A 21,233-nucleotide genomic window follows, 5' to 3' on the forward strand; every position below is an offset into this window, starting at 1 on the left:
TAACCTTCCCTTAGGACGGATCGGGCAGGTCTAACGTTCCCTTAGGACTGGCGCAGCACAGGCGCCAAAGTCCGCAGCACGCCGACGTAATCGTCGCCGAGTGCACGCAGCGCAACGTGGTTCGCGCCCGCGTCCAGGTGCGTGGTGACCTGTGCGGCAACCTGTTCCGGCGTGCCGTGCGCGATCACCGCGTCGAAGACGGGGCCATGGGAATCGGTGACTTCGGCGTCGGTGTAGCCGAGCCTGCGCAGGTTCGAGGCATAGTTGGTCAGGCCGCCGTAGAAGTCGATGACCCAGCCCGCGATCGAATGCGCCTGCGCCACATCGTCACTCAGCACCACCGTGTGCGCGGGCGCGAGCAACGCGTCCTGGCCGATCGTCTCGCGTGCCCGCGCGGAGTGCGCGGCGGGCACGAAGAAGGGCAGTGCGCCCGCGGAGCGATCAGCGGCCAGCTTCAGCACGCGCGGGCCGAGCGCGGCCACCGCGCGACGCTCACGGGGCACGCCCGCGGCGTCCAGCTCGTCGAGATACTCGACGAGCGCGTCATACGGCTTGCGGTACTCACCGGTGTGCTCGGGATGGCCTGCGCCGATGCCGAGCAGGAATCGGCCGGGAAAACGGGCCTCGATCCGATGGAACGACTCGGCGACCTCCTTCGCCTGTGCGGACCAGATATTCACGATGCTGGTCCCGACGGTGATCGACTCGGTCGCCGCGAGCAGCGGCTCGACCGTCGACAGATCAGCGGGCGGCGACGACCCGAGCCAGAGCGTGCCATAACCGGATTCCTCCAGCGCCTTGGCATCCTCCGGGCTCACGCCGTTGAATTCCCGCCATACACCGAACCGTCCGAGTCCTTCGAATGTCATGACACCCGTCAACCGGCGTGCCGCCGTTCCTATTCCGGCGACACCACGCCGGGCGGGACGTGCGCACGCCATCCGACTGGCCACGCGGTCTCGGCACATCGCGAGAACTCAGTCCCCGCAGCACCCTTCGGCGGTCGGCAGGGTGCGCACCTCTCGGGTCTGCGCATTGCGCGCGGCGAGGTCGGCGTCGGCGGGGTAGTCGACCGCCACCAGGCTCAGGCCGTGCGCGGGGGCGACGGTGACCGAGCTGGAGCGTTCGGTCTCCTGCAAGAGCCCGCCCACCCAGTCCGGCGTGCGGCGGCCATCGCCCACCGCGAGCACAGCGCCGACCAGACTGCGAACCATCGACCAGCAGAACGCGTCCGCGCTGACGTAGGCGGTCAGCAGATCACCGTCGTGCGCCCAGTCGAAGCGCTGCAGCTCCCGCACCGTGGTCGCGCCGTCCCTGCGGCGACAGAACGCCGCGAAGTTGTGCAGGCCCAACAACTTTCGGGATGCCGCACGCATCGCCTCGATATCGACGTCGTGGCGACAGGCGACAATGCTGCGCGCCTGCAACGGTTCCGCGCCGTACGGTGCGGTCGTCAACCGGTAGACGTAGTGGCGGCGAATCGCCGAGAACCGCGCGTCGAATTCGGGCGGTGCCTCCCGGACATCTTTGATCCGAACATCTTTCGGCAGGAAGCGCGCCATCCGGTGCACGAGTTTGCCTGGCTCGACTTCGGCGGCGGTATCGAAATGCGCGACCTGTCCCTCGGCATGCACGCCAGCGTCGGTGCGGCCCGCGACCGTCAACTGCACCGGCTCGCGGCACACCTTGGTCAGCGCCTCCTCCAGCACGCCCTGCACCGTGCGCAAGCCGGGCTGCCGCGCCCAGCCGGTGAAATCGGTGCCGTCATAACTGATATCGAGCCGGAACCGCACGGTCTCCGGCACCAGCGCGGCAGCATCGAGCTCGGCCCCGACTGCGGGCACCCGCACCGAATCCTGCACCGTCACAACGACCTCCTGGTCATACGAAACGAGCCCGCCGACCCGGAACCGGGTGGCGGGCTCGTTCGAGAACTCGACGCAACGAGGCGTCAGGCGTCCGGATCATCCCCGCTGACGCGGGGAACACGAACTCAGGCCTTGTCTTCGTCAGCCTTTTCCTCAGCAGCCGGGGCCTCGGCGGTCTCGGCGACAGCCTCGTCGGCGGCCTCCTCGACAACCGTGTCCTCGACGACCTCGGCAGCCGGAGCGGCCTCGGTCTTCTGCGACGCGGCAACACGGCGAGCGCGATCGGCCTCGTTGGTCACGGTCTTCTCGCGAACCAGCTCGATGATCGCCATCGGCGCGTTGTCACCCTTGCGGGGCAGCGTCTTCGTGATGCGGGTGTAGCCACCTTCGCGACCCTCGAACGAGGGGCCGATCGTGGCGAAAAGCTCGTGCACGACGTCCTTGTTGCGGATCACCTTGAGCACCTCGCGACGGTCGGCAAGAGTGCCGGCCTTCGCCTTGGTGACCAGCTTCTCCGCGTACGGACGCAGTGCCTTGGCCTTGGCCTCGGTGGTCGAAATTCGACCGTGCTCGAAGAGCGCCGTCGCCAGATTGGCGAAGATCGCCTTCTGGTGCGACGCCGACCCGCCGAAGCGAGCACCCTTCTTGGGCTTGGGCATGAGTTGTTCTCCTTGTGTGAGGCCGGGCCGGGGTGCCTACCCCGCGTCCGACCTAGAGCTGTTCGGTCTCGGCGTAGTCCTGCTCGCCACCGTCGGTGTCACTGAACGTGCCGCTGTCGCTCCACGTTCCGGTGCTCGCGTCGTAGCCGACCACGCTGGACGGGTCGAACGACGCCGGGCTGTCCTTGAGCGAGAGGCCGAGCGCGTGCAGCTTGACCTTGACCTCGTCGATGGACTTCTGGCCGAAGTTACGGATGTCGAGCAGGTCCGACTCGGTGCGGGCGACGAGCTCGCCCACCGTGTGCACACCCTCGCGCTTGAGGCAGTTGTAGGACCGGACGGTGAGGTCCAGGTCCTCGATCGGCAGACCGAACGAGGCGATGTGATCCGCCTCGGCCGGCGAGGGGCCGATCTCGATGCCTTCGGCTTCGACGTTCAGCTCACGGGCCAGGCCGAAGAGCTCGACCAGGGTCTTGCCCGCCGAGGCGAGCGCGTCCCGCGCGCTGATGGAGTTCTTGGTCTCCACGTCCAGGATGAGCCGGTCGAAGTCGGTGCGCTGCTCGACACGGGTGGCCTCGACCTTGTAGGTCACCTTGAGCACCGGCGAGTAGATCGAATCCACCGGGATCCGGCCGATTTCCGCACCGGACGCCTTGTTCTGCACGGCGGGGACGTAGCCGCGACCGCGCTCGACAACGAGCTCGATCTCCAGCTTGCCCTTGTCGTTCAGGGTGGCGATGTGCATGTCCGGGTTGTGGACGACGACACCGGTCGGCGGCACGATGTCACCGGCGGTGACGGTGCCGGGGCCCTGCTTGCGCACGTACATCGTGACCGGCTCGTCCTCCTCCGAGGACACGACCAGACCCTTGAGGTTCAGGATGATGTCGGTGACATCTTCCTTCACGCCGGGAACGGTGGTGAACTCGTGCAGCACGCCGTCGATACGAATGCTCGTGACCGCGGCCCCCGGGATCGAGGACAGCAGGGTACGCCGAAGCGAATTGCCCAGGGTGTAACCGAAACCCGGCTCCAGAGGTTCGATGGTGAACTTCGAGCGGTTCTCGGCGACGACCTCTTCGGTCAGTGTCGGACGCTGTGAAATCAGCATTTAGGATCATCCTCCTGTTTTGGGCGCCCGCTATTTGACGCCTCGTTTTAGGGGTTGTGGGTGGCCGCCCGATTCGAACGACCACACACCGGTGGAACCGCTTACTTCGAGTAGTACTCGACGATGAGCTGTTCCTGCAGCGGCACATCGATCTGCGCACGTTCCGGCTGCTGGTGCACCAGGATCCGGAGGCGGCCGGGCAGCACCTGCAGCCAGCCGGGAACCGGACGGTCGCCGACGGTCTCGCGCGCCACCTGGAACGGCAGCGTGCCGAGCGACTTCTCCTTGACATCGATGATGTCGTACTGGGTCACCTGGAAGCTGGGGACGTTCACGGCCCGGTTGTTCACCAGGAAGTGGCCGTGGCTGACCAGCTGGCGCGCCTGGCGACGGGTACGGGCCAGACCGGCGCGGTACACGACGTTGTCGAGGCGGCACTCCAACAGGCGAAGCAGGTTGTCACCGGTCTTGCCCTTGAGGCGGTTGGCCTCTTCGTAGTACCGGCGGAACTGCTTCTCCATGACGCCGTAGGAGAAGCGAGCCTTCTGCTTCTCCTGCAGCTGGAGCAGGTACTCGCTCTCCTTGATCCGCGCGCGGCCGTGCTGGCCGGGCGGGTAGGGGCGACGCTCGAACGCCTGGTCGCCGCCGACGAGGTCGACGCGCAGACGACGCGACTTGCGGGTGATGGGGCCTGTATAACGAGCCATTTTTTATCTGTTTCCTTTCCCGCTAGACGCGACGACGCTTGGGTGGACGGCAGCCGTTGTGCGGCTGGGGGGTGACATCGGAGATGGTGCCAACCTCCAGGCCTGCGGCCTGCAGCGAACGGATTGCGGTCTCGCGGCCCGAACCCGGGCCCTTGACGAAGACGTCGACCTTCTTGACGCCGTTCTCCTGCGCCTTGCGGGCAGCGTTCTCGGCAGCGAGCTGCGCGGCGAACGGGGTCGACTTGCGCGAACCCTTGAAACCGACGTGACCCGACGACGCCCAGGAGATGACGTTGCCGTTCGGGTCGGTGATCGACACGATCGTGTTGTTGAACGTGCTCTTGATGTGTGCGTGGCCGTGCGGGACGTTCTTCTTTTCCCGGCGACGCGACTTCTGGGTCTTCTTGGGGCCGGAGGCCCTGGACTTCGGAGGCATCGGTTATCCCCTACTTCTTCTTGCCGGCGACGGTGCGCTTCGGGCCCTTGCGGGTGCGCGCGTTGGTCTTGGTGCGCTGACCACGCACAGGCAGGCCACGACGGTGGCGCAGGCCCTGGTAGCAGCCGATCTCGATCTTGCGACGGATATCGGCCTGCACCTCGCGGCGCAGGTCACCTTCGACCTTGAGCTCGGGCGAGCTCTCGATGTAGTCACGCAGCTGCGTCACCTGGTCGTCGCTGAGGTCCTTGCTGCGCAGGTCCGGGCTGACGCCGGTGGCCGCGAGGATCTCCTTGGAGCGGGTACGGCCGATGCCGTAGATGTAAGTCAGCGCGATCTCCATGCGCTTTTCACGCGGGAGATCAACGCCCATGAGACGTGCCATGCGGCAGGTTCCTTAATCGTTGCGGAGGTCTGCTCCCTGTCCGTCCCCTCGTCTTGGTGGGGCACCGGCCTCCGTACCGGTGGTTGGCGACACGCCTTCCGGCGAACCGGAATACCGCAGCGTGCGGCTGGATCTGGGAGTTCTTCTTTTTTGGCCAAGCCGATCAGTGATCGGTGCCCGGCTGGTGACCGACGGGTTGCCCCGCTTGATCAGCCCTGGCGCTGCTTGTGGCGCAGGTTGTCGCAGATCACCATGACCCGACCGTGACGGCGGATCACCTTGCACTTCTCGCAGATCTTCTTGACGCTCGGCTGAACCTTCACGTCCGTCCAATCTTGTTGTGGTTCACACGGGTGTGAACACAGTTTTTCCCCAGCCGACGACTGGGGAAGTCTCTGTGGTGGGTCTTACGACCCGATCCCGGTTCACACCGGGAGTGGTGGCCGGCTACCGCCGCCGTAACCGCGAGAAGTCGCGATCACTTGTAGCGGTAGACGATCCGGCCGCGTGACAGGTCGTAGGGAGAGAGCTCGACGACTACGCGGTCCTCGGGAAGGATACGAATGTAGTGCTGCCGCATCTTCCCACTGATGTGCGCGAGAACCTTGTGCCCGTTCTCGAGCTCGATCCGGAACATCGCATTGGGCAGCGGCTCGACAACTCGACCCTCGACCTCGATGGCCCCGTCTTTCTTCGCCATGTCCTCCGCGATCCCGGTTACGCTCAACCTGGTTTGTTTGGCTTGCTTCTGCTTACATGAACCCATCGGTCGAACCTGACCGATGACATGCGAACAGTCGGCGCATAGGTGCACCGCCGCTCCAGCTTACCGGTATGCCCTGGTTCCGGCAAAAATGCCCTCCTGCACCGCGGGGCGCCGGTACGCTTCTCGCGCCGTTCAGGACGCGAAAAATGGACCCGCGACCCCCTGGCCTCCTGCGCCGCGACGGTGTCGGAGGTTCGCGTAAACTAACCGCTGTCCAGGTATAAGGTCGAGCAGATTTAGGGGGATCCGTGAGCGAGCGCAGCGAGCGAACCCTCAATGCAGCGCCCACGGGCACGGTGGACCGAGCGAAGGCGAGGCGCAGCCGTGAGCCGTAGTAATGACGGCCTCCCCATGCTGCCGCCGTGGCTATCCGAGAGCGACGTCACCCCAGGCGGCTACGAAGCGCCGGTGCAGAACCTTCCCGCCGATGACCCGATCGAAGAGGGGTCGAGTCGGCGACGTGGTCGTTTCAAGAACCGCGGGGCAGAAGGCGAGCGCCCCGATGCGGCGCCGAACGCACGCCAGGAAAAGCGCAAAGGCAGAGGCTGGCGCCGCGACAAGAACGACGAGCAGCCCACCGATGAGCGGCTCGGGCCGCCCCCGGATATGACACAGGGTCGGGCGCCCGACTCGATGATCCGCGAATCCGAAGCACCGCAGGACTCGTGGTGGCGCCAGCCAGAGCCTGCCCCGCGCCAGGACGACCCGCAGCAAGCAGGCCCGCCACCGCGCAGCGAGGGACCGGCGCAGAATCTGCCCACCCGGAACCCCCGCCCGCCCGCGCCCGGCTTCCAACCGCTCGGCCGGTCGGCCGAGGCCGAGGCGTCCGCGGTGCCTACCTCGTCGGCGCCAACGTCGTCCGCACCAACGTCGTCCGCACCAACGTCGTCCGCGCCCACGTCGTCCGCGCCCACGTCGTCCGCGCCCACGTCGTCCGCGCCCACATCGCCCGCGCCCACATCGCCCGCGCCCACATCGTCGGCGCCCGCGCAGACCGGACCTTCGGTACCGAACGATCGGACGGTGCGGCTGCAGCCCGCTCGGCCGGACCTGCCACCACCGCCACCGCTGCCTGACGCACCGCCGCACGCGTCGACGGGGGTCGGGCCCGCTCCGGTCGAGCGCTCCGCACCTGAACTCGAGCGCGAGGGCCCGCCACCGTGGCTGGCCGGGCCGGACCAGGCCACCCGCCGTCCACCCCTGCCCGAATCGCCTGCGCCGCAGAGTGGTCCGTCGCCGACGGCACCCGGTCCGCAGACCCGGCGCGACGAGCCGCATACCTCCGACGGCCCGCCGCCGTGGCTCGCGCGCTCCTCGACCGAGGAGCAGCCGTCGGCCGAGCAACCCGGCCGTCGCGGACCTGAACTTCCGCCGCCTCCCGGCGAATTCGCCGACCGCACGGACCAGTCGCCGCCTGCGGAGACCGGGCCGATCGACTCCGGAGCCGTTGCCTCACGCAGTGGCGGAGTCAGGCCTGCCGCACCCGGTGACGGCGCCCCGACACCGCCCGACGGCACCGCACGGCGAGACCGGAACGCGCCTGCCGGCGACGGCGGCACCGAACGACCCACGCCAACAACTCCCGAACGTGGGACCGCGCCACAGCATCCCCACAGCGCGCCAACCGGTGACCGTGGCGCTGAGCGGCCAGGCACGCCAACAACTCCCGAACGTGGGACCGCGCCACAGCATCCCCACGGCGCGCCGACCGGCGATCGCGGCACTGAGCGGCCGGGCATGCCGACGGCTCCCGAGCACGGGACCGCGCCGCAGGGCGTCCGCAATGGCGACCGCGTCACCGAGCGGCCCGATGTACCGGCGGCACCTGAGCGCGGGAACGCGCCGCAGGGCCTCCCCAACGCGCCTACCGGCTCCGAACGACCGGGTGCACCGACGCCCGAGGCGACTCAGCACCGCGGCCGTCCGGAAACCGGCCCTGGCACAACCGCGCCCGCGCAGTCGGGCCCGATGGCACCGCAGCGCGGCCAGCTGCCGCCCGACGGCACCAGGCCGCCGAGCGGCACCGGTCCGCTGGGCACCGGTGCACCACAACCTGATCGGACACCAGGTCCGGCTTCGGCACCGCAGGCGCCCGCCGCCGAGTATCAAGGCCCGAACGGGACCGCGGGACCGCAGCTGCCAGGGCCCTCCGGCACGGCAGAGCGTCCGGACGCGGGCCGCCAAGCACCCGGCTGGGTGGCGTCGTCCGGAGCAGGCACCGGGTCGGGCAGGCCGAACACCAGCGGGCGGCATCGCATGGCCGCCGAGTTCGAGGGCGCGGTGCCCGACAGCCAACCGCGCAACGACCTCGCGCAGCCGACGGCCAATCCCTCGACACCCACCGAGCAGTGGCGCAACCCTGCCGACGCGAGCCAGGCCTCCGGCGCACAATGGCGCGGACCGGCCGGGCCAACGAACGAATCCGTCGGCAGCCCATTGCCGTTCGCGGGCGGTCAGGCGCCGACAGGCGAAACCGGCGGGTACACACCGCCGTTCATGGGCGGCCAGACACCGGGCAGCGAACAGCCAGGCCCGCAAATCCCCGGCGAGCAGCAGCGCAACGCGCAGGCACCGACCGGCCGCCCGGGCCCGGGCGAAACCACTGGCTACACACCGCCGTTCATCGGCGGGCAGGCACCCGGCAGCGAAGGTCCGCAGGCAGCCAACAGGCCGTACCCGCCAGGACCGGCGCCAGCGGGCGAAACCGGCGGTTACCCAGCACCATTCATGGGCGGCCAGGCACCGAGCGGCGACGAGCCAGGCCCACCGGGCAACCAGCAGGTCGGGCAAGCACCAGGTACCCAGCAGTCGGGCGGATACGCCGGGCCGGCGGCGGGCCAGGGACCGCAGGCCGGGCACTGGGGTCGCCCGACTCCCCAACCGCAGCACCCGGGTCAGCCACTCCAACAGCCCGGCGTGCAGTACCAGCAGGGACCATCACCTTCGCTGGACAACGTGCCGGTACGGCGAGCGCAGAAGTCGCCGGGCAGCGGCTGGCGCAAGGCGGTGCACCATGTGTCCGACGGCGCGATCAACCCAGGCCTGTCCGCCGAGGAGCGGCGCCTGCAGGAGCTGGTCGCCAGGATCAGGCAGCCAGTGCGCGGCGACTACCGGATCGCGACCCTCTCGCTGAAGGGCGGCGTCGGAAAGACCACAACGACAATGGGTATCGGCTCGATCTTCGCGTCCATTCGCGGTGACCGGGTGATCGCGGTGGACGCCAACCCCGACTTCGGCACGTTGTCGCAGCGGGTGCCGTTGCAGACCAGGTCCACCGTGCGCGACCTGTTGCTCGATCCGTCGATCCAGCGCTACTCGGATGTCCGCAGGCACACCTCGCAGGCCACCAGCCGGCTCGAAGTGCTTGCCAGCGAACGCGATCCGGCGGCGTCGGAGGCGTTCAGCGAGGACGAGTACCGTGCGGTGGCGCGCATCCTGCAGCGGTTCTACAACATCATCCTCACCGACTGCGGCACCGGGCTCATGCACTCGGCCATGGCAGGCGTGCTCGAGCTGGCGCACTCGCTGGTGCTGATCTCCTCCCCCGCGATCGACGGGGCCCGCAGTGCGGCAGCGACTTTGGATTGGCTGTCGCTGCACGGACACGATCACCTGGTGCGCAACGCGGTGGTGGTGATCAACTCGCCGCGCGCCGGTTCACCGAACGTCGGCATCCTGCAACTGCGCGAGTACTTCCTGTCGCGCTGCCGTGCCGTGCACATCATCCCGTTCGATACGCACATGTCCGAGGGCGCCGAGATCGATCTGCATCGCCTGCACAAGCAGACCAAGCGGGCCTATGTCGAACTCGCCGCCACCATCGCGGACGATTTCGCCACCGATCACCGTCGCTACCATCCCTGAAACACCCCCGTGTCACACCGTCACGTGACACGGGGGTGCTCAGGCGCCAGCGTGCAGGCGCTGGGTGTACGAACGCGCGAATGCGCGAAGTCGAAATCTGTTCGGGTGCTTGCCGACCCGCCGGAGAACCAGGACTACCACTCCGGCAGTCGGCGCCTGCCTGCGAGTATGTCGCGAACGAGATCGTCGTAGGCATCGGCGAGCTCGGCAAGGTGATGCCAAGCGCCGTGCAACCTTTCGTCGTGCGCGTCCAGGGTCATCAGCGCGTGGTGAGCACGCACCGAGGATTCCGCGAGCCGGTCGAGGACGGCGCCGACGGTCTCGGTGTGCAACGTCGCACCGAGCCGATGCTGCGGCACCGTGCGCGCCACCCAGTCATCGATCGCCATCACCAATTCGATTCTGCGACGCTCGATTTCGAGGACCACCGTCGGGTCGGTGTCCACCGATCCGCCGCGTCCGACCAGCCGACGCTCGTGCAGCACCGCGAGATCCCGCGCGAACCAGAGCAGCGGACCACCGACGACGCGGTGCCCGCGACACGCCCGAACAAGTAGATCCGAAGTCGGCAGCAGCCCAGCGGGCTGGGACTGCACCACCGATTCAGCGCACCGCAGTGCACCGGGAAGAGCCATTACGACCGTTGTATCCGAACCTGCCACGTTGCCTCGCCGTCATCGCCGCACAACACCGGATCAGGACGTTCATTACAATAAACCTCTGAAGGCACCTGTCAAGCGTTACCGGGCCGTAGGGAGTCACGAAGAGTACACTTCGTTACCTGCACGACCAACCGAGGAGCAAGATGGCGGACGGTCCGACGTATCACCGGATCGCAGACCTCCTCCGCGAGGAGATCCGCGCAGGCAAGTGGAAGCCGGGTGATCGGTTGCCCAGCCATACCGAGCTCGCCGAGCACATGCAGGTCTCACTTACGACCGCTCGCAATGCGATTCAAGTCCTGGTCGCCGAAAACCTGGTCTACACAGCGACTTCCCGCGGCACCATCGTGCGCAATCAAGAGGTGCTGGAATCCGTTGTCACCGATCACATCCGGCCCGATCGCCCGAAGACCGCGCACGACATCTTCGAGGAGATCGCGCGTGCGGCGAATCGGGTGCCCTCCAAGGAGTTCAGCGCCAAGATGGAGCCCGCAGGCCCCGAGGTGGCGCTGTGGCTCGGCGTGCCGGAAGACTCCTGGATTCTGGCGAGGACCGTCGTCCAGTACCTCGACAACGAGCCGTGGTCATGGGAGGTGAGCTTCTATCCGCGAGATCTGGCCGAGGCCACCGGAATCGACTCACCACACGATATTCCGGAGGGCACCACCCGCAGGCTCGCCGACCGCGGCCAGGCCGAGACCGCGCACCGCGACACCCTCGTCGCCAGGCCCGCCTCCGCGGAGGAGGCGATGGTGCTCGGCGTGGCGACCGGCACCGTCCTGCTCGATCATCTGCGGATCGGCGCCAATCACGAGCGCGTCACCAGGGCGACCAGGCACCGCTCGATCGCGGCGAGCAACCGGCTCGCCTACCAGCTCGGCGATGCCGAAGGCATGGCCATTATCGAACGCACGCTTGGCGTGTCGTCCGAGTCGGATGGATAGCCGCCATGACCACCGTGCTACGCAGGGCGACCATCGGTGATCTCGGCCTGATCTGCCGACTCCGCGTGCAACGCACCGCGTGGCTCACCGCGCGCGGCTCGGACCAGTGGACGGTCGCAGGCCGCGGCCTGCCCATCGAGATCTTCGCCAGGTCCGTCGGCCGCGCGCTGGACGCGGGCGAGACCTGGATCGCGGAGGTGTCCGGCGAACCCGCAGGCACCATCACCGTCAACCATCGCGCCGATCCCGGCCTGTGGTCGTTGTGGGAGCTGACCGACGCCGTCGTCGTGCACTACATGATCGTGGACCTACGCTTCGCCGGCGAGCGGGTCGGCCACCGACTACTCGCGCACGCGGGAAGGATTGCCCGCCAACAGGAACGCGAGTGGGTACGACTAGACGCCTGGACCACGAACACCGAGTTGCACGAGTACTACCGCAGGGCCGGTTTTCATCTCGCCCGGATCGCAGGGCCGGTGGCAACCGGCCCTTCTCGTGCCCTCTTCGAACGCCGCACCGACAGCTGGAATTTCGAGGACGCGCAGTACGAGGCGTCCTGGGCGCACGGATAACTCGGCTGCCGCGCAAGTCATTCGCCGCTGTGCACGCACACAGCGGCGAACTCGTAGCTACAGCGGCGGCAGGTAGGAGATCTGGACCATCTCCTGGCCGCGCTGGCGCGAGACCAGCACACCACGCCCCGGTGGCAGTTTCGACGGACGAACATCGCCGATGATCTTGCCCTCGTCGCGCGGCCCACTGCCGACGATCGTGTCCACCGACATGTTCTTCATGCCACCGAGCACGTGGTCGTACAGTGCGCGCGACACACCGCCGGTGCGCCGGGTGACCACCAGATGCAACCCGATATCCCGTGCCTGCGGCAGGTATTCGAGCAACGCGTGCAGCGGGTTGCTTCCGGTCGCGACCATGTCGTAGTCGTCGACGAGCACGAAGATCTCCGGCCCGGTCCACCAGCTGCGCTCACGCAGCTCCTGCGGGGTGATGTCGGAGCCGGGAATGCGCTTGGACATGAACCTGGCCAGTCCGTCCATCATCTGACCTGAGGTCTGCGACGAGGTGGAGTACCCGGCCAGCCGATCGGGATCGACAACGCCGAGCATGGTGCGCCGGTAGTCGATCAGGATGATCTTGGCTTCCTCCGGCGTCGAGTTCTCGGCGATGCCCATGGCGATATTGCGCAGGAACGTCGTCTTGCCGCACTCGACGTCGGCGAAGAACATGAAATGCGGCTCGGCCTCGAAATCGATGACGAACGGCTCCAATTCGTCCTCGCCGATGCCGACCACGACCTTGGTCGCGCTGGTCTGCACGCCCCAGGCGCGCGCCACCTCCAGCGCGTCGGACCGCTGGATCTGCGGGGGCAGCATGCGCACCTCGGGTGCCCGCCTGCCCTGATACAGCTCGACGAGCTGAGCCTTGGCCGCCGCGACACCGTCGATCACCGTCTGCGGATCGGAGTCGGAATCCAGTCGCGGCAGGGCGATGAGCATATGCAGCTCGTCCGGGGTCAAACCGCGGCCTGGCCGCCCGACCGGCACGAGAGCGGCGGTGCGCCTGCCCATTTCGGAGTCCGTCGGGTCGCCGAGGCGAAGCTCGAGCCTGGTGCCGATCTGGTCCTTCACCGCAGGACGGATCTCCATCCACCGGGACGCGGCGATCATCAGGTGGATGCCGTACGAAAGACCCTGTGCGGCAATCGCGTTGATCTGAGGTTCGAGCGTGTCGAATTCCTCGCGGATGGTGCCGTAGCCGTCGATCACCAGGAACACGTCGCCGAATTGATCGGCGGCCAGCGGATCGTCGGCCGCGGGCTGGGTCCCGTTGATGAGCCTGGCCTCCAGCTGGGCGTACTTGCGCCTGCGGAAATCGACCATGGATTCGATGCCGAGTTCGGCGAACCGCTCCTCGCGCTGGCGCAGCAGCGTCGTGAGCTCGGCGACGGTGCGGCGGACTCGGTCGCCGTCCAGCCTGCCCGCGACGGAGCCGACATGCGGGATGCCGTTCATGCTCGCCAGGCTGCCGCCACCGAAGTCGAGGCAGTAGAACTGCACCTGCTCGGGCGTATGGGTTGCTGCGGCGGCCATGATGATGCTGCGCAGCGTCATCGACTTGCCGGACTGCGGACCACCGGCCACCGCGATATTGCCTTGCGCACCGGCCAATTGGATGGTCAGCACGTCGCGACGCTGCTCGTACGGCTTGTCGATGACGCCGATCGGCATCCACAGCTGACCGTGCCGGTTGACCGGTGACCGCCAATCCGGGTCGGGCAGCAGCATGTCCACCGTCGGCGACTCGTCCAGCGGCGGCAGCCACACCTCGTGCGCCGGGCGGCCGTGTCCGGTAAGGCGTTTCACGACGACCTCGAGCAAGGTCTCGGGAACGCCCTCGTCCGCGGACGGTGGCGGCGGCAGATCGGGCAGGCCGATCCGGGTCGGCTCGGGAAGCACCGGCCGCTCAGGCATTTCGACCTGCGCGGCGGTGAACACGGTCGGCGCCTGACCGCCGACGAATCGTCCGTCCACCTGTCGCCCGCCGCTCGGCGAGACGTAGGGACCGGAGACGTAGGTCGCGTTGAAGCGCAACGGATCGTCGGCGTCGCTCTTGAGATAGCCGGATCCGGGGATGGCAGGCAGGTGATAGGCGTCGGTGATGCCGAGCACGGCCCGGGATTCGTTGGCGGAGAAGGTGCGCAGGCCGATCCGGTAGGACAGGTGCGAGTCCAGGCCGCGCAGCTTGTTCTCCTCCAGGCGCTGCGAGGCGAGCAGCAGATGCACGTGCAGCGACCGGCCGAGCCTGCCGATCATCACGAACAGGTCCGCGAAATCCGGCTTCTGCGAGAGCAGTTCGGAGAACTCGTCGACGATCACGAACAGCGCGGGCAGCGGGTCGAGCGCGGCGCCCGCCGCGCGGGCCTTCTCGTAATCGGTGACGTTGGCGAAGTTGCCTGCCGAACGCAGCAGCTCCTGGCGGCGGTTCATCTCACCGGCCAGGGCGTCGCGCATGCGGTCGACCATCGAGAGCTCTTCCTCGAGGTTGGTGATGACCGCGGCGACGTGCGGCAGCGGGTCGAGACCGAGGAAGGTGGCGCCACCCTTGAAGTCGACGAGCACCAGGTTCAACGCATCCGGCGAGTGCGTGGTCACCATCGAGAGCACCAGCGTGCGCAGGAACTCCGACTTACCCGAACCCGTTGCGCCGATGCACAATCCGTGCGGGCCCATGCCGAACTCGGCGGATTCCTTGATGTCGATCTCGACCGGCGTTCCGTCCGGCGTCACCCCGATCGGCACCCGTAGCCGCTCGCGCGCGGTCCGCGGGCGCCAGACCTTGGTCGGGTCGATCTGCGCGGCGTCCGGGATCTTCAACAACGCCATCAAACCGGGATCGGAGCGGGTGTCGTCGCCGAGGCTGACGATCTGCGCGGCGGTGGCGATGCGGAAGCGGGCAAGCGCCCTGGCGAACGAGGCGGCCTCGGCGATGCTGATCTCGTCGGTGGTGGCGAATCGTTCGACACCGGTGGCACTTCGCGCACTGACATCGCCGTCGGCAACCACCAATTGCAGACCGCGGCGGGCGGCCAAGCCGTTCTCCGGCGAGGTGAGGTCGAGCACCGTCACCGAGTCGAGGCCGGACTCACTGATGAGCCGCTCGGTGCCGTTGACGTACCCGTCGTCGATGACGACGACCAGGTGCAGCCTGCCCTGGGTCGGCTGCGGATTGCGCATGAAGCGGCCGCGTTCGAGCAGTTCCGAGGACAGTGCGGTCTCCAGCTCGCCGAGCGAGCCGTACATCATTCTGGCCGAACCCATTCCGTCGCGGACGTTCGGATGCTGCAGGTGCGGAAGCCATTTCGCCCAGCTCCAGGCCTCCCCGTCGGGTTCGGCACAGACGATGGCGACCGCGACGTGGTCGGGACCGTGGAACGCGGTGAGCTCCATCAGCATCGAGCGCACCAGCGTGCGGGACTCGACCGGGTCGCCGCCGATGTTGATGGCGGGAAAGGCGCGGAGCGAGACCGCCGTCGGCAACAGATGCACGACCGAGTGGGTCCGCACGAAGCGGCGCAGCGCGACCGTTGACACCGGCTCCAGATCTTCCAGCGGGCCGGTCTCCGGCCTGGCCAGCTTGGTGGCGAGGCGATGGCTGCCGACACCGACGCGCACGTGGCCGAAGTCGGGATCGTTGGGGCGGCGCTCCCACATCCGCCGCGTCCCGACCACCGACGGCAGGTCGACCGGTTCCGGATGGCTCCAGGCCAGCGCCTCCAGCTGCTTGATGCCGGTGCGGCGCACCTCTTTTCGCATCTGATCGAGGTAGCGGAAGTAGTCCTTGCGTTCCTCGTTGAGTTCGGCGGCGCCCTTGGGGCCTGCGCCGCGCATGCCCATCATCATGCCGCCCATCGACATGATCATCATCATCGGGAACATCATGGCCATCGGGTTGGCGAGCAGGCTGCGGCCCATCATCACCATGAACCCGACCATGCCGACGATGGCCACCACCATGACCACCGGCATGAGCTTCATCAGCAGCGGCGCAGGCAGATTGCGCTGGATCTCCGGCGGTGCGTTCAGCGCGACCTCGCCGCCCGGTGCGCGCGGCGGGGCGATCCTGGGGCGGCGCACGAAGCCTTCGGTAACCATGGGTCCTCTATCGATCTGTTGCGTCGGAATCGAGGTCGTCGATCGGCTCACCGCCGCGGCGACGCCGGAACGGCACCGCGATGGCGGCGCCGATGGCCAGCGAGGCGAGGCAGCTGATGGAGCCGATGACGGCGACCTTGCGCGGCAGCGGGTCCGGTCCCGGTGGCAGCACCGGGGCCGCGATGTGGTGCGGGGTGTCGGCTCCCGCGCTCGGCGGCGCGGCGGGCAGTTGCGCGGTGAGCGCGGCGACCGGGTCGATCAGTCCAGCGCCGATCTGGTCGTCGTGGCCGGGGCCTGGGGCAAGGGCGGTCCTGGTGATCCGGTCCATCACCTGTGCGGCAGTCAATTCGGGAAAGCGCGAGCGAATGAGCGCGGCAAGCCCCGCGACGTAGGGCGCGGCGAAACTGGTGCCTTCGATGGGCCGGACGCCGTCCTGGGTGTTGACACCGTCGATCAGTCCGACCCCGCCAGGCTTGGTGTCGAGCGAGACGATCTGCCGTCCGATGGCCGCGACGCCGACCCACGGTCCGTGCAGCGACAACTGCGACGGCGACCCGTCCGGGTCGACGGACGCGACAGCGAGCACGTACGGCGTGAACCAGGCCGGGCTGGCCACCGTCCGCACCGAGGCCCAGCCGGTGCCCTCGTTCTGCTCCTTGCACGCACCGTCCTGCTGCAGGTTGCCCGCGGCAGCCACCACAACGACGTTGTGGTCGTAGGCGTATTTCACCGCCGCGCCGAGTGCGCTGTCCGCGGTGTCGGTACCCGCTGTGCTGCAAGCGACTTCGGAGATGTTGATGACCGTCGCGCCCATGTCGACCGCGCGCACCACCGCGCCAGCGAGGGTGAGCACGTTGCCGTAGCCCGCGCTGGTGATGGCGCCGGGCGGCGGCTGTCCCGAGTACGACTTGCTCTTCGCCTCGTACGCCAGGCTCAGCTGGCGGATGGTGAGGATCTCCGCCTCGGGCGCGATACCGGAGAACGCGTCGTCGGGGCTCGGCCGCGCCGCGATGATGCCGGCGACGATGGTGCCGTGGCCGTCGCAGTCGAACGTGCCATCGGTGTCGCCGACATAGTCACCGCCGGTCTGCAACGCGGGCAGTCGAGGGTGCCGGTTCACACCGGTGTCGATGACCGCGACTTTTTGCCCGGCGCCACGGCTGAACTGCCATGCTCCACGCAGGTCGAGCACCTTCTGCGGGAGCGGCTCCTCGGCCGGATTGCCGTGCGTGAGAATCGGTTCGGCGCACTGCAGCTTCTGCTCGGTCGGCTCCAGCGGCGCGGGACGGCCGCTGATCGCCTGTGCGGCGCCGAGCGCACCAGGATCGATCGCGGGCGGTCCGACTGCGGCGTTCGCCGTTGCGGGCGAGCCGAACAGCGAGGCGGCGAGAATCCCGGCGACGCAGGCGATTCGAGTGCCGCGCCACCGCCACGCTCGGGCCCGCGGCGGCGCGGCCACCACCGGTCCGAGTCGCGACCGACCGATCATATGTTCCTGGCCATCGAGTACACGCCCATCAACCACAGCACCAGTGGAATCAACGAGCAGATCAGCAGGTACTCCCCGATCTCCATCATGCGCCGCGTCACCGGGGTCACTTCGAGATGCGGTCCGATCACACCGAAGCCGACCGCCGCGACGCCGAGGCCGAGCAGCAGCCCCGCCGACAGCAGCGCCGACTGGGCACCGCCGAGCGCGAGTCCGGCGAGCAGCCCGACGACGATCGTGCAGCCGCCCGCGATCAGCGTCGCCGCCTGCACCAGATCGGCGAACGAGCGGCCACGCGTGCAGAGGATCACGGCGGTGATCGCCGCCAGCGTGATGCCCTGCCACTTGGCTTCGCCCATCGGGTCGGCCGCGCCGAGCGCGCCGAGGGTTGCCGCGATGGAACAGGCGATGAGCAGCCCGGTTTGGTAGCGGTTGGCCGCGCGCGCCCGCTCGCCGAGCCCGGCGGCCGATGGCAGCGCGGTCGCGCCGATGGCGCCGATGCCTTCGATGGTCGGGCGTGGCTCGTGGTCGGCCGGGTCGATCGCCGCACCCGCGGTCGGCACCGGTGGCACCGGAAGCCGTGCGAGCACGGCGGCCAGCCGCGGCACCATGGAGATCAGGATGATCGACGCGACGAGCACGCCCGCCGCGATCTTCGGCAGGTCGGAGTCCCAGATCATCCGCACCGCGGCGGAGATGCCGCCGAACAGCGCGAGGGTGACGGTGGCGGCGGCCAGCGTCGCGCCGGTCGCGGTGGCCCGGTAGATCAGCACCGCGGCCACCAGCGTCACCGAAAAGCCGAGCAGCAGATGCGGACTGCCGAGTTCGTGCGGCACGAACAGCACCGCACTGCCGAAGAACAACAGCAACGAGCACAGCGACAGCCAGACGGCCGTCAGCTGATCGAAGTACTTACGCGAGGCGATGGCCGCGGCGACCGCGGCGGCGATCGCGACACCGAGGATCAGGAACGGGGCAGCCAGCGTGCCCGACTCGGCCCGATCGCGAAAAAGCAAGGCCAGTGCGAGCAACACCGACGCCACTCCGGTGACCAGGCCGGTCCATCGGGCCGCACCCGGCGACCAGCCCCGGAAATCGACGGTGGTCAGCCGGGACACCGCGTCGATGACGTCATCGAACAGCGCGGGCGTCTCTTTCGCGGTCACCGACCGCAGCACCAGCAGTTCGCCGTCATAGACCTCGGCCTCGCCGAGCGTCCGGCTCGGCGGAATCGCATCGCGACCGAGCCGGGCCAGCGTCCAGTGCTCGGTCTGCAACGGCGCTGCGCCGTCGTCACTTTCGACGACATCCGGGTTGCGGGACGCGATGAGGGAAACCAGGTCAGCGATGAAGCTGGCGATCGGAACAGTGGCAGGCAAGCCGACGTCGAGCTGGGTATTACCCCCGATGACGGACACTCGGCATAGTTCGGGCTCGGCGGCGGCCAAGCCGCTACTCAACGACTCAGTCACCTGGTGAACGACCCCAATCTAGCCACTTGACTCAGCAACCTACCTGTCGAATCGACCCACGACATCGCCGCACGTGGTAGTCAGTTGACCCCCGGTGCGACCTACCGACAGCGAACCTAATCTATCGGACAGACCGTGCACGCGCGATCGTTGTCACTGTCTCATCATCTTCGCTCCGATGCCCCTTGAACAAAAGGCGAAAACTTGTCTGCCCCCATTCTTAGGGGTCCCTTTACATTCGCTCCTGCCCGTGCGCCGCACGAAGGCGAACTTCGCCAGGCAATGCCCGTTAAGCTGGTCGGAAGATGAACGCAGGCAATTGCTCACACGTAGATGTCAGGGACAGACTGCAATGACGACCGGCACCCGCCAAGCCCAACGCGCCTTCGACGCCGGGGTCCTTTCGCTGGGGCTGACCATCGATGGTCAGGAATCCGCGCGCGATCTGGAGTACGCGAAGCTGGCCTTCCAACGGGCCACCGAATGGGACCCGACCATGTGCGACGCATGGCTCGGCCGCGCAGCCGCAGGCGAGGTGACCCGCGACGTTCTCTACAACCTCTACAAGACCAGCAGCACGTCGCTGTTCCGCGAGCAACGCAGGCTGGGATTGCCGTCGCGGGCGATGGCGGGGCGCTTCCTGGCCGGCCTCTACATCGACTACCCGCTGGCAAGCCTCACCGAGATCTGGCTGGCCCAGGCCGCGCAGCTGATCCAGGACAAGGAGTACGACGAGGCCGAGAAGGTCCTCGACGAACTGGCCGCACACCGGCGCACCATGCTGTCGGATCCCGACCGCGAGGCCGACGATCGAATCAGCGCGTATATCCGTGGCGTGCTGCACTTTACGACGCAGCGCTGGCCCGATGTGATGGCCGTGCTGGCAGGCTCGGCCGAATGGGACGACCCGTATCTCGCGGCGGGCGCGCACGTGATGGTCGGCTCGGCCTGCGCGCAGCTCGGCCTGTTCGGCGAGGCGATTCGCCGGATGGAGCAGGCCGAGGCGGGCCCGATCCCGGCGGCACGGACGACGGCGATGTTCTGTCGTGGCCTGTGCCTGCGCGAGACCGGCAACGAAGAGGACGCGCAGGCGCTGTTCGAGAAGGTGTATTCGCAGGCACCGGATTTCACGGCGAATACCACCGCCATGCGCGATCGCACCTATCGGATCACGGTGACCACCAAGGAGTCGATCGACACCCGCACGGATCGCTGGGATCCGGCGACCGCACCGTCCACCGAAGCGGTCGAGCAGGCCGAGAGCGAGGACCGGGCCAAGCGGATCCTCGCCGAGGCGCGGGCCGAGTTGGACAAGCAGGTCGGCCTCGCCAACGTCAAGACGCAGGTGGCCAAGCTGCAGGCGACCGCACAGCTGGCGAAGATCCGCGCCGAGAAGGGCATGGCGAATGTCTCGCGCGGCAACCACCTCGCCTTCACCGGCCCGCCCGGCACCGGTAAGACCACCATCGCCAGGGTGGTCGCCAAGATCTATTGCGGCGTCGGCCTGCTCAAGACCGACAAGGTCGTCGAGGCCAAGCGCATGGACTTCGTCGGTCAGCACCTCGGCAGCACCGCGATCAAGACCGACAAGCTGATCGACACCGCGATGGACGGCGTGCTGTTCATCGACGAGGCGTACACGCTGATCCAGACCGGCCTGCAGGGCGGCGACGCGTTCGGCCGCGAGGCGGTGGACACGCTGCTGGCCAGGATGGAGAACGACCGCGACCGGCTGGTGGTGATCATCGCAGGCTACGACGGCGAGATCGACCGGCTGCTCGCCTCCAACGACGGCCTGGCATCCCGCTTCGCCAAGCGCCTGCAGTTCCCGTCCTACACCGCGCCGGAGCTCGGCCAGATCGGCCAGCTCATCGCCAAGGCGCGCGATTCCCAATTGTCCGACGAGGCAATGCAATTGCTGATCAAGGCGTGCGAAGGCCTGTACCAGTCCGAGCGGGTCGATCAGAGCGGGCAGCAGCGCCGCGGCATCGACCTGGCAGGCAACGGCCGGTTCGTCCGCAACGTGATCGAATCCGCCGAGGAGGAGCGCGAGTTCCGGCTGGCCAACGATGATTCGCTGGACCTCACCGCGATCGACGAATCGATGCTGATGCGGATCGAGGCGCCGGACATGCAGGCGGCGCTGGCGGGCATCCTCGCCACGCTCGGCGGCTAGCAGCACACCGAAACCGAAGGGCCG

18 protein-coding genes are annotated in these 21,233 nt (G+C 67.9%); 5 read left to right on the forward strand and 13 right to left on the reverse strand.

Annotation, left to right across the window (positions count from 1 at the left end; translation table 11 throughout):
• Nucleotides 1-41: 41 nt before the first annotated feature.
• The 9 genes from NA11_RS11710 to infA all read right to left on the reverse strand — a co-directional run bounded on the left by NA11_RS11710 (nt 42) and on the right by infA (nt 5,866).
• Complete coding sequence (locus NA11_RS11710; RefSeq protein ID WP_069161880.1) at nt 42-869, reverse strand: LLM class F420-dependent oxidoreductase; 828 nt, start codon at nt 867-869, stop codon at nt 42-44.
• Between the two features lie 108 nt (nt 870-977).
• Nucleotides 978-1,844, reverse strand: a complete 867-nt coding sequence (gene truA / locus NA11_RS11715) for a tRNA pseudouridine(38-40) synthase TruA (protein ID WP_069161916.1) — start codon at nt 1,842-1,844, stop codon at nt 978-980.
• Between the two features lie 149 nt (nt 1,845-1,993).
• Nucleotides 1,994-2,527 carry a 50S ribosomal protein L17 gene (gene rplQ, locus NA11_RS11720; RefSeq protein WP_069161881.1) on the reverse strand — a complete coding sequence of 178 codons (534 nt, stop codon included), beginning with the start codon at nt 2,525-2,527 and terminating at the stop codon, nt 1,994-1,996.
• A gap of 52 nt (nt 2,528-2,579) precedes the next feature.
• A complete protein-coding gene (locus NA11_RS11725) occupies nt 2,580-3,638 on the reverse strand; it encodes a DNA-directed RNA polymerase subunit alpha (protein WP_014981770.1) in 1,059 nt (352 codons plus the stop codon).
• A gap of 101 nt (nt 3,639-3,739) precedes the next feature.
• A complete protein-coding gene (gene rpsD, locus NA11_RS11730; protein WP_014981769.1) occupies nt 3,740-4,345 on the reverse strand; it encodes a 30S ribosomal protein S4 in 606 nt (201 codons plus the stop codon).
• 22 nt (nt 4,346-4,367) lie between these two features.
• On the reverse strand, nt 4,368-4,781 hold the full coding sequence (rpsK, locus tag NA11_RS11735) for a 30S ribosomal protein S11 (RefSeq protein ID WP_014981768.1): 414 nt from the start codon (nt 4,779-4,781) through the stop codon (nt 4,368-4,370).
• Nucleotides 4,782-4,791: 10 nt separating this feature from the next.
• Nucleotides 4,792-5,166: a 30S ribosomal protein S13 gene (gene rpsM / locus NA11_RS11740; protein WP_014981767.1), complete on the reverse strand. Its 375-nt coding sequence runs from the start codon at nt 5,164-5,166 to the stop codon at nt 4,792-4,794.
• A 209-nt stretch (nt 5,167-5,375) separates the two neighbouring features.
• Complete coding sequence (gene rpmJ, locus NA11_RS11745) at nt 5,376-5,489, reverse strand: 50S ribosomal protein L36 (RefSeq protein ID WP_011207363.1); 114 nt, start codon at nt 5,487-5,489, stop codon at nt 5,376-5,378.
• Nucleotides 5,490-5,644: 155 nt separating this feature from the next.
• Nucleotides 5,645-5,866, reverse strand: a complete 222-nt coding sequence (infA, locus tag NA11_RS11750) for a translation initiation factor IF-1 (protein ID WP_003418601.1) — start codon at nt 5,864-5,866, stop codon at nt 5,645-5,647.
• A gap of 734 nt (nt 5,867-6,600) precedes the next feature.
• Here infA and NA11_RS45580 point away from each other — a divergent pair.
• Both NA11_RS45580 and NA11_RS47330 read left to right on the forward strand, forming a co-directional pair.
• Complete coding sequence (locus NA11_RS45580) at nt 6,601-7,008, forward strand: hypothetical protein (RefSeq protein WP_167837622.1); 408 nt, start codon at nt 6,601-6,603, stop codon at nt 7,006-7,008.
• Nucleotides 6,956-9,796, forward strand: coding sequence for a MinD/ParA family ATP-binding protein (locus tag NA11_RS47330; RefSeq protein WP_439957062.1), 2,841 nt, complete (start codon nt 6,956-6,958; stop codon nt 9,794-9,796). Before NA11_RS45580 ends, NA11_RS47330 begins: the two co-directional genes overlap by 53 nt.
• Nucleotides 9,797-9,930: 134 nt before the next feature.
• Here the strand turns inward: NA11_RS47330 and NA11_RS11765 are convergent, their stop codons facing one another.
• Nucleotides 9,931-10,431, reverse strand: coding sequence for a DUF4254 domain-containing protein (locus NA11_RS11765; protein ID WP_069161883.1), 501 nt, complete (start codon nt 10,429-10,431; stop codon nt 9,931-9,933).
• Nucleotides 10,432-10,601: 170 nt separating this feature from the next.
• On the opposite strand from NA11_RS11765, the gene NA11_RS11770 reads away from it, so the two are divergent.
• Entirely contained in the window at nt 10,602-11,402 is an 801-nt protein-coding gene (locus NA11_RS11770; RefSeq protein WP_069161884.1) for a GntR family transcriptional regulator, read from the forward strand.
• A gap of 5 nt (nt 11,403-11,407) precedes the next feature.
• Nucleotides 11,408-11,974 (forward strand): GNAT family N-acetyltransferase, encoded by a 567-nt coding sequence (locus NA11_RS11775; RefSeq protein ID WP_069161885.1) that lies wholly within the window; start codon nt 11,408-11,410, stop codon nt 11,972-11,974.
• Nucleotides 11,975-12,031: 57 nt separating this feature from the next.
• Here the strand turns inward: NA11_RS11775 and eccCa are convergent, their stop codons facing one another.
• The 3 genes from eccCa to eccD are packed head-to-tail and all read right to left on the reverse strand — an operon-like array spanning nt 12,032 to nt 19,021.
• Nucleotides 12,032-16,072 (reverse strand): type VII secretion protein EccCa, encoded by a 4,041-nt coding sequence (eccCa, locus tag NA11_RS11780; RefSeq protein ID WP_069161886.1) that lies wholly within the window; start codon nt 16,070-16,072, stop codon nt 12,032-12,034.
• A 7-nt stretch (nt 16,073-16,079) separates the two neighbouring features.
• Nucleotides 16,080-17,561 carry a type VII secretion-associated serine protease mycosin gene (gene mycP, locus NA11_RS11785; RefSeq protein WP_084654538.1) on the reverse strand — a complete coding sequence of 494 codons (1,482 nt, stop codon included), beginning with the start codon at nt 17,559-17,561 and terminating at the stop codon, nt 16,080-16,082.
• Nucleotides 17,558-19,021: a type VII secretion integral membrane protein EccD gene (eccD, locus tag NA11_RS11790; RefSeq protein ID WP_245745837.1), complete on the reverse strand. Its 1,464-nt coding sequence runs from the start codon at nt 19,019-19,021 to the stop codon at nt 17,558-17,560. The genes mycP and eccD overlap by 4 nt, the downstream gene beginning before the upstream one ends.
• A gap of 364 nt (nt 19,022-19,385) precedes the next feature.
• Here eccD and eccA point away from each other — a divergent pair, with 364 nt between their 5' ends.
• Nucleotides 19,386-21,209, forward strand: coding sequence for a type VII secretion AAA-ATPase EccA (eccA, locus tag NA11_RS11795; RefSeq protein ID WP_069161888.1), 1,824 nt, complete (start codon nt 19,386-19,388; stop codon nt 21,207-21,209).
• The last annotated feature ends 24 nt before the right edge of the window (nt 21,210-21,233 follow it).

It is taken from the genome of Nocardia altamirensis NBRC 108246, from assembly GCF_001612685.1.
GTDB classification, from domain to species: Bacteria; Actinomycetota; Actinomycetes; order Mycobacteriales; family Mycobacteriaceae; genus Nocardia; species Nocardia altamirensis.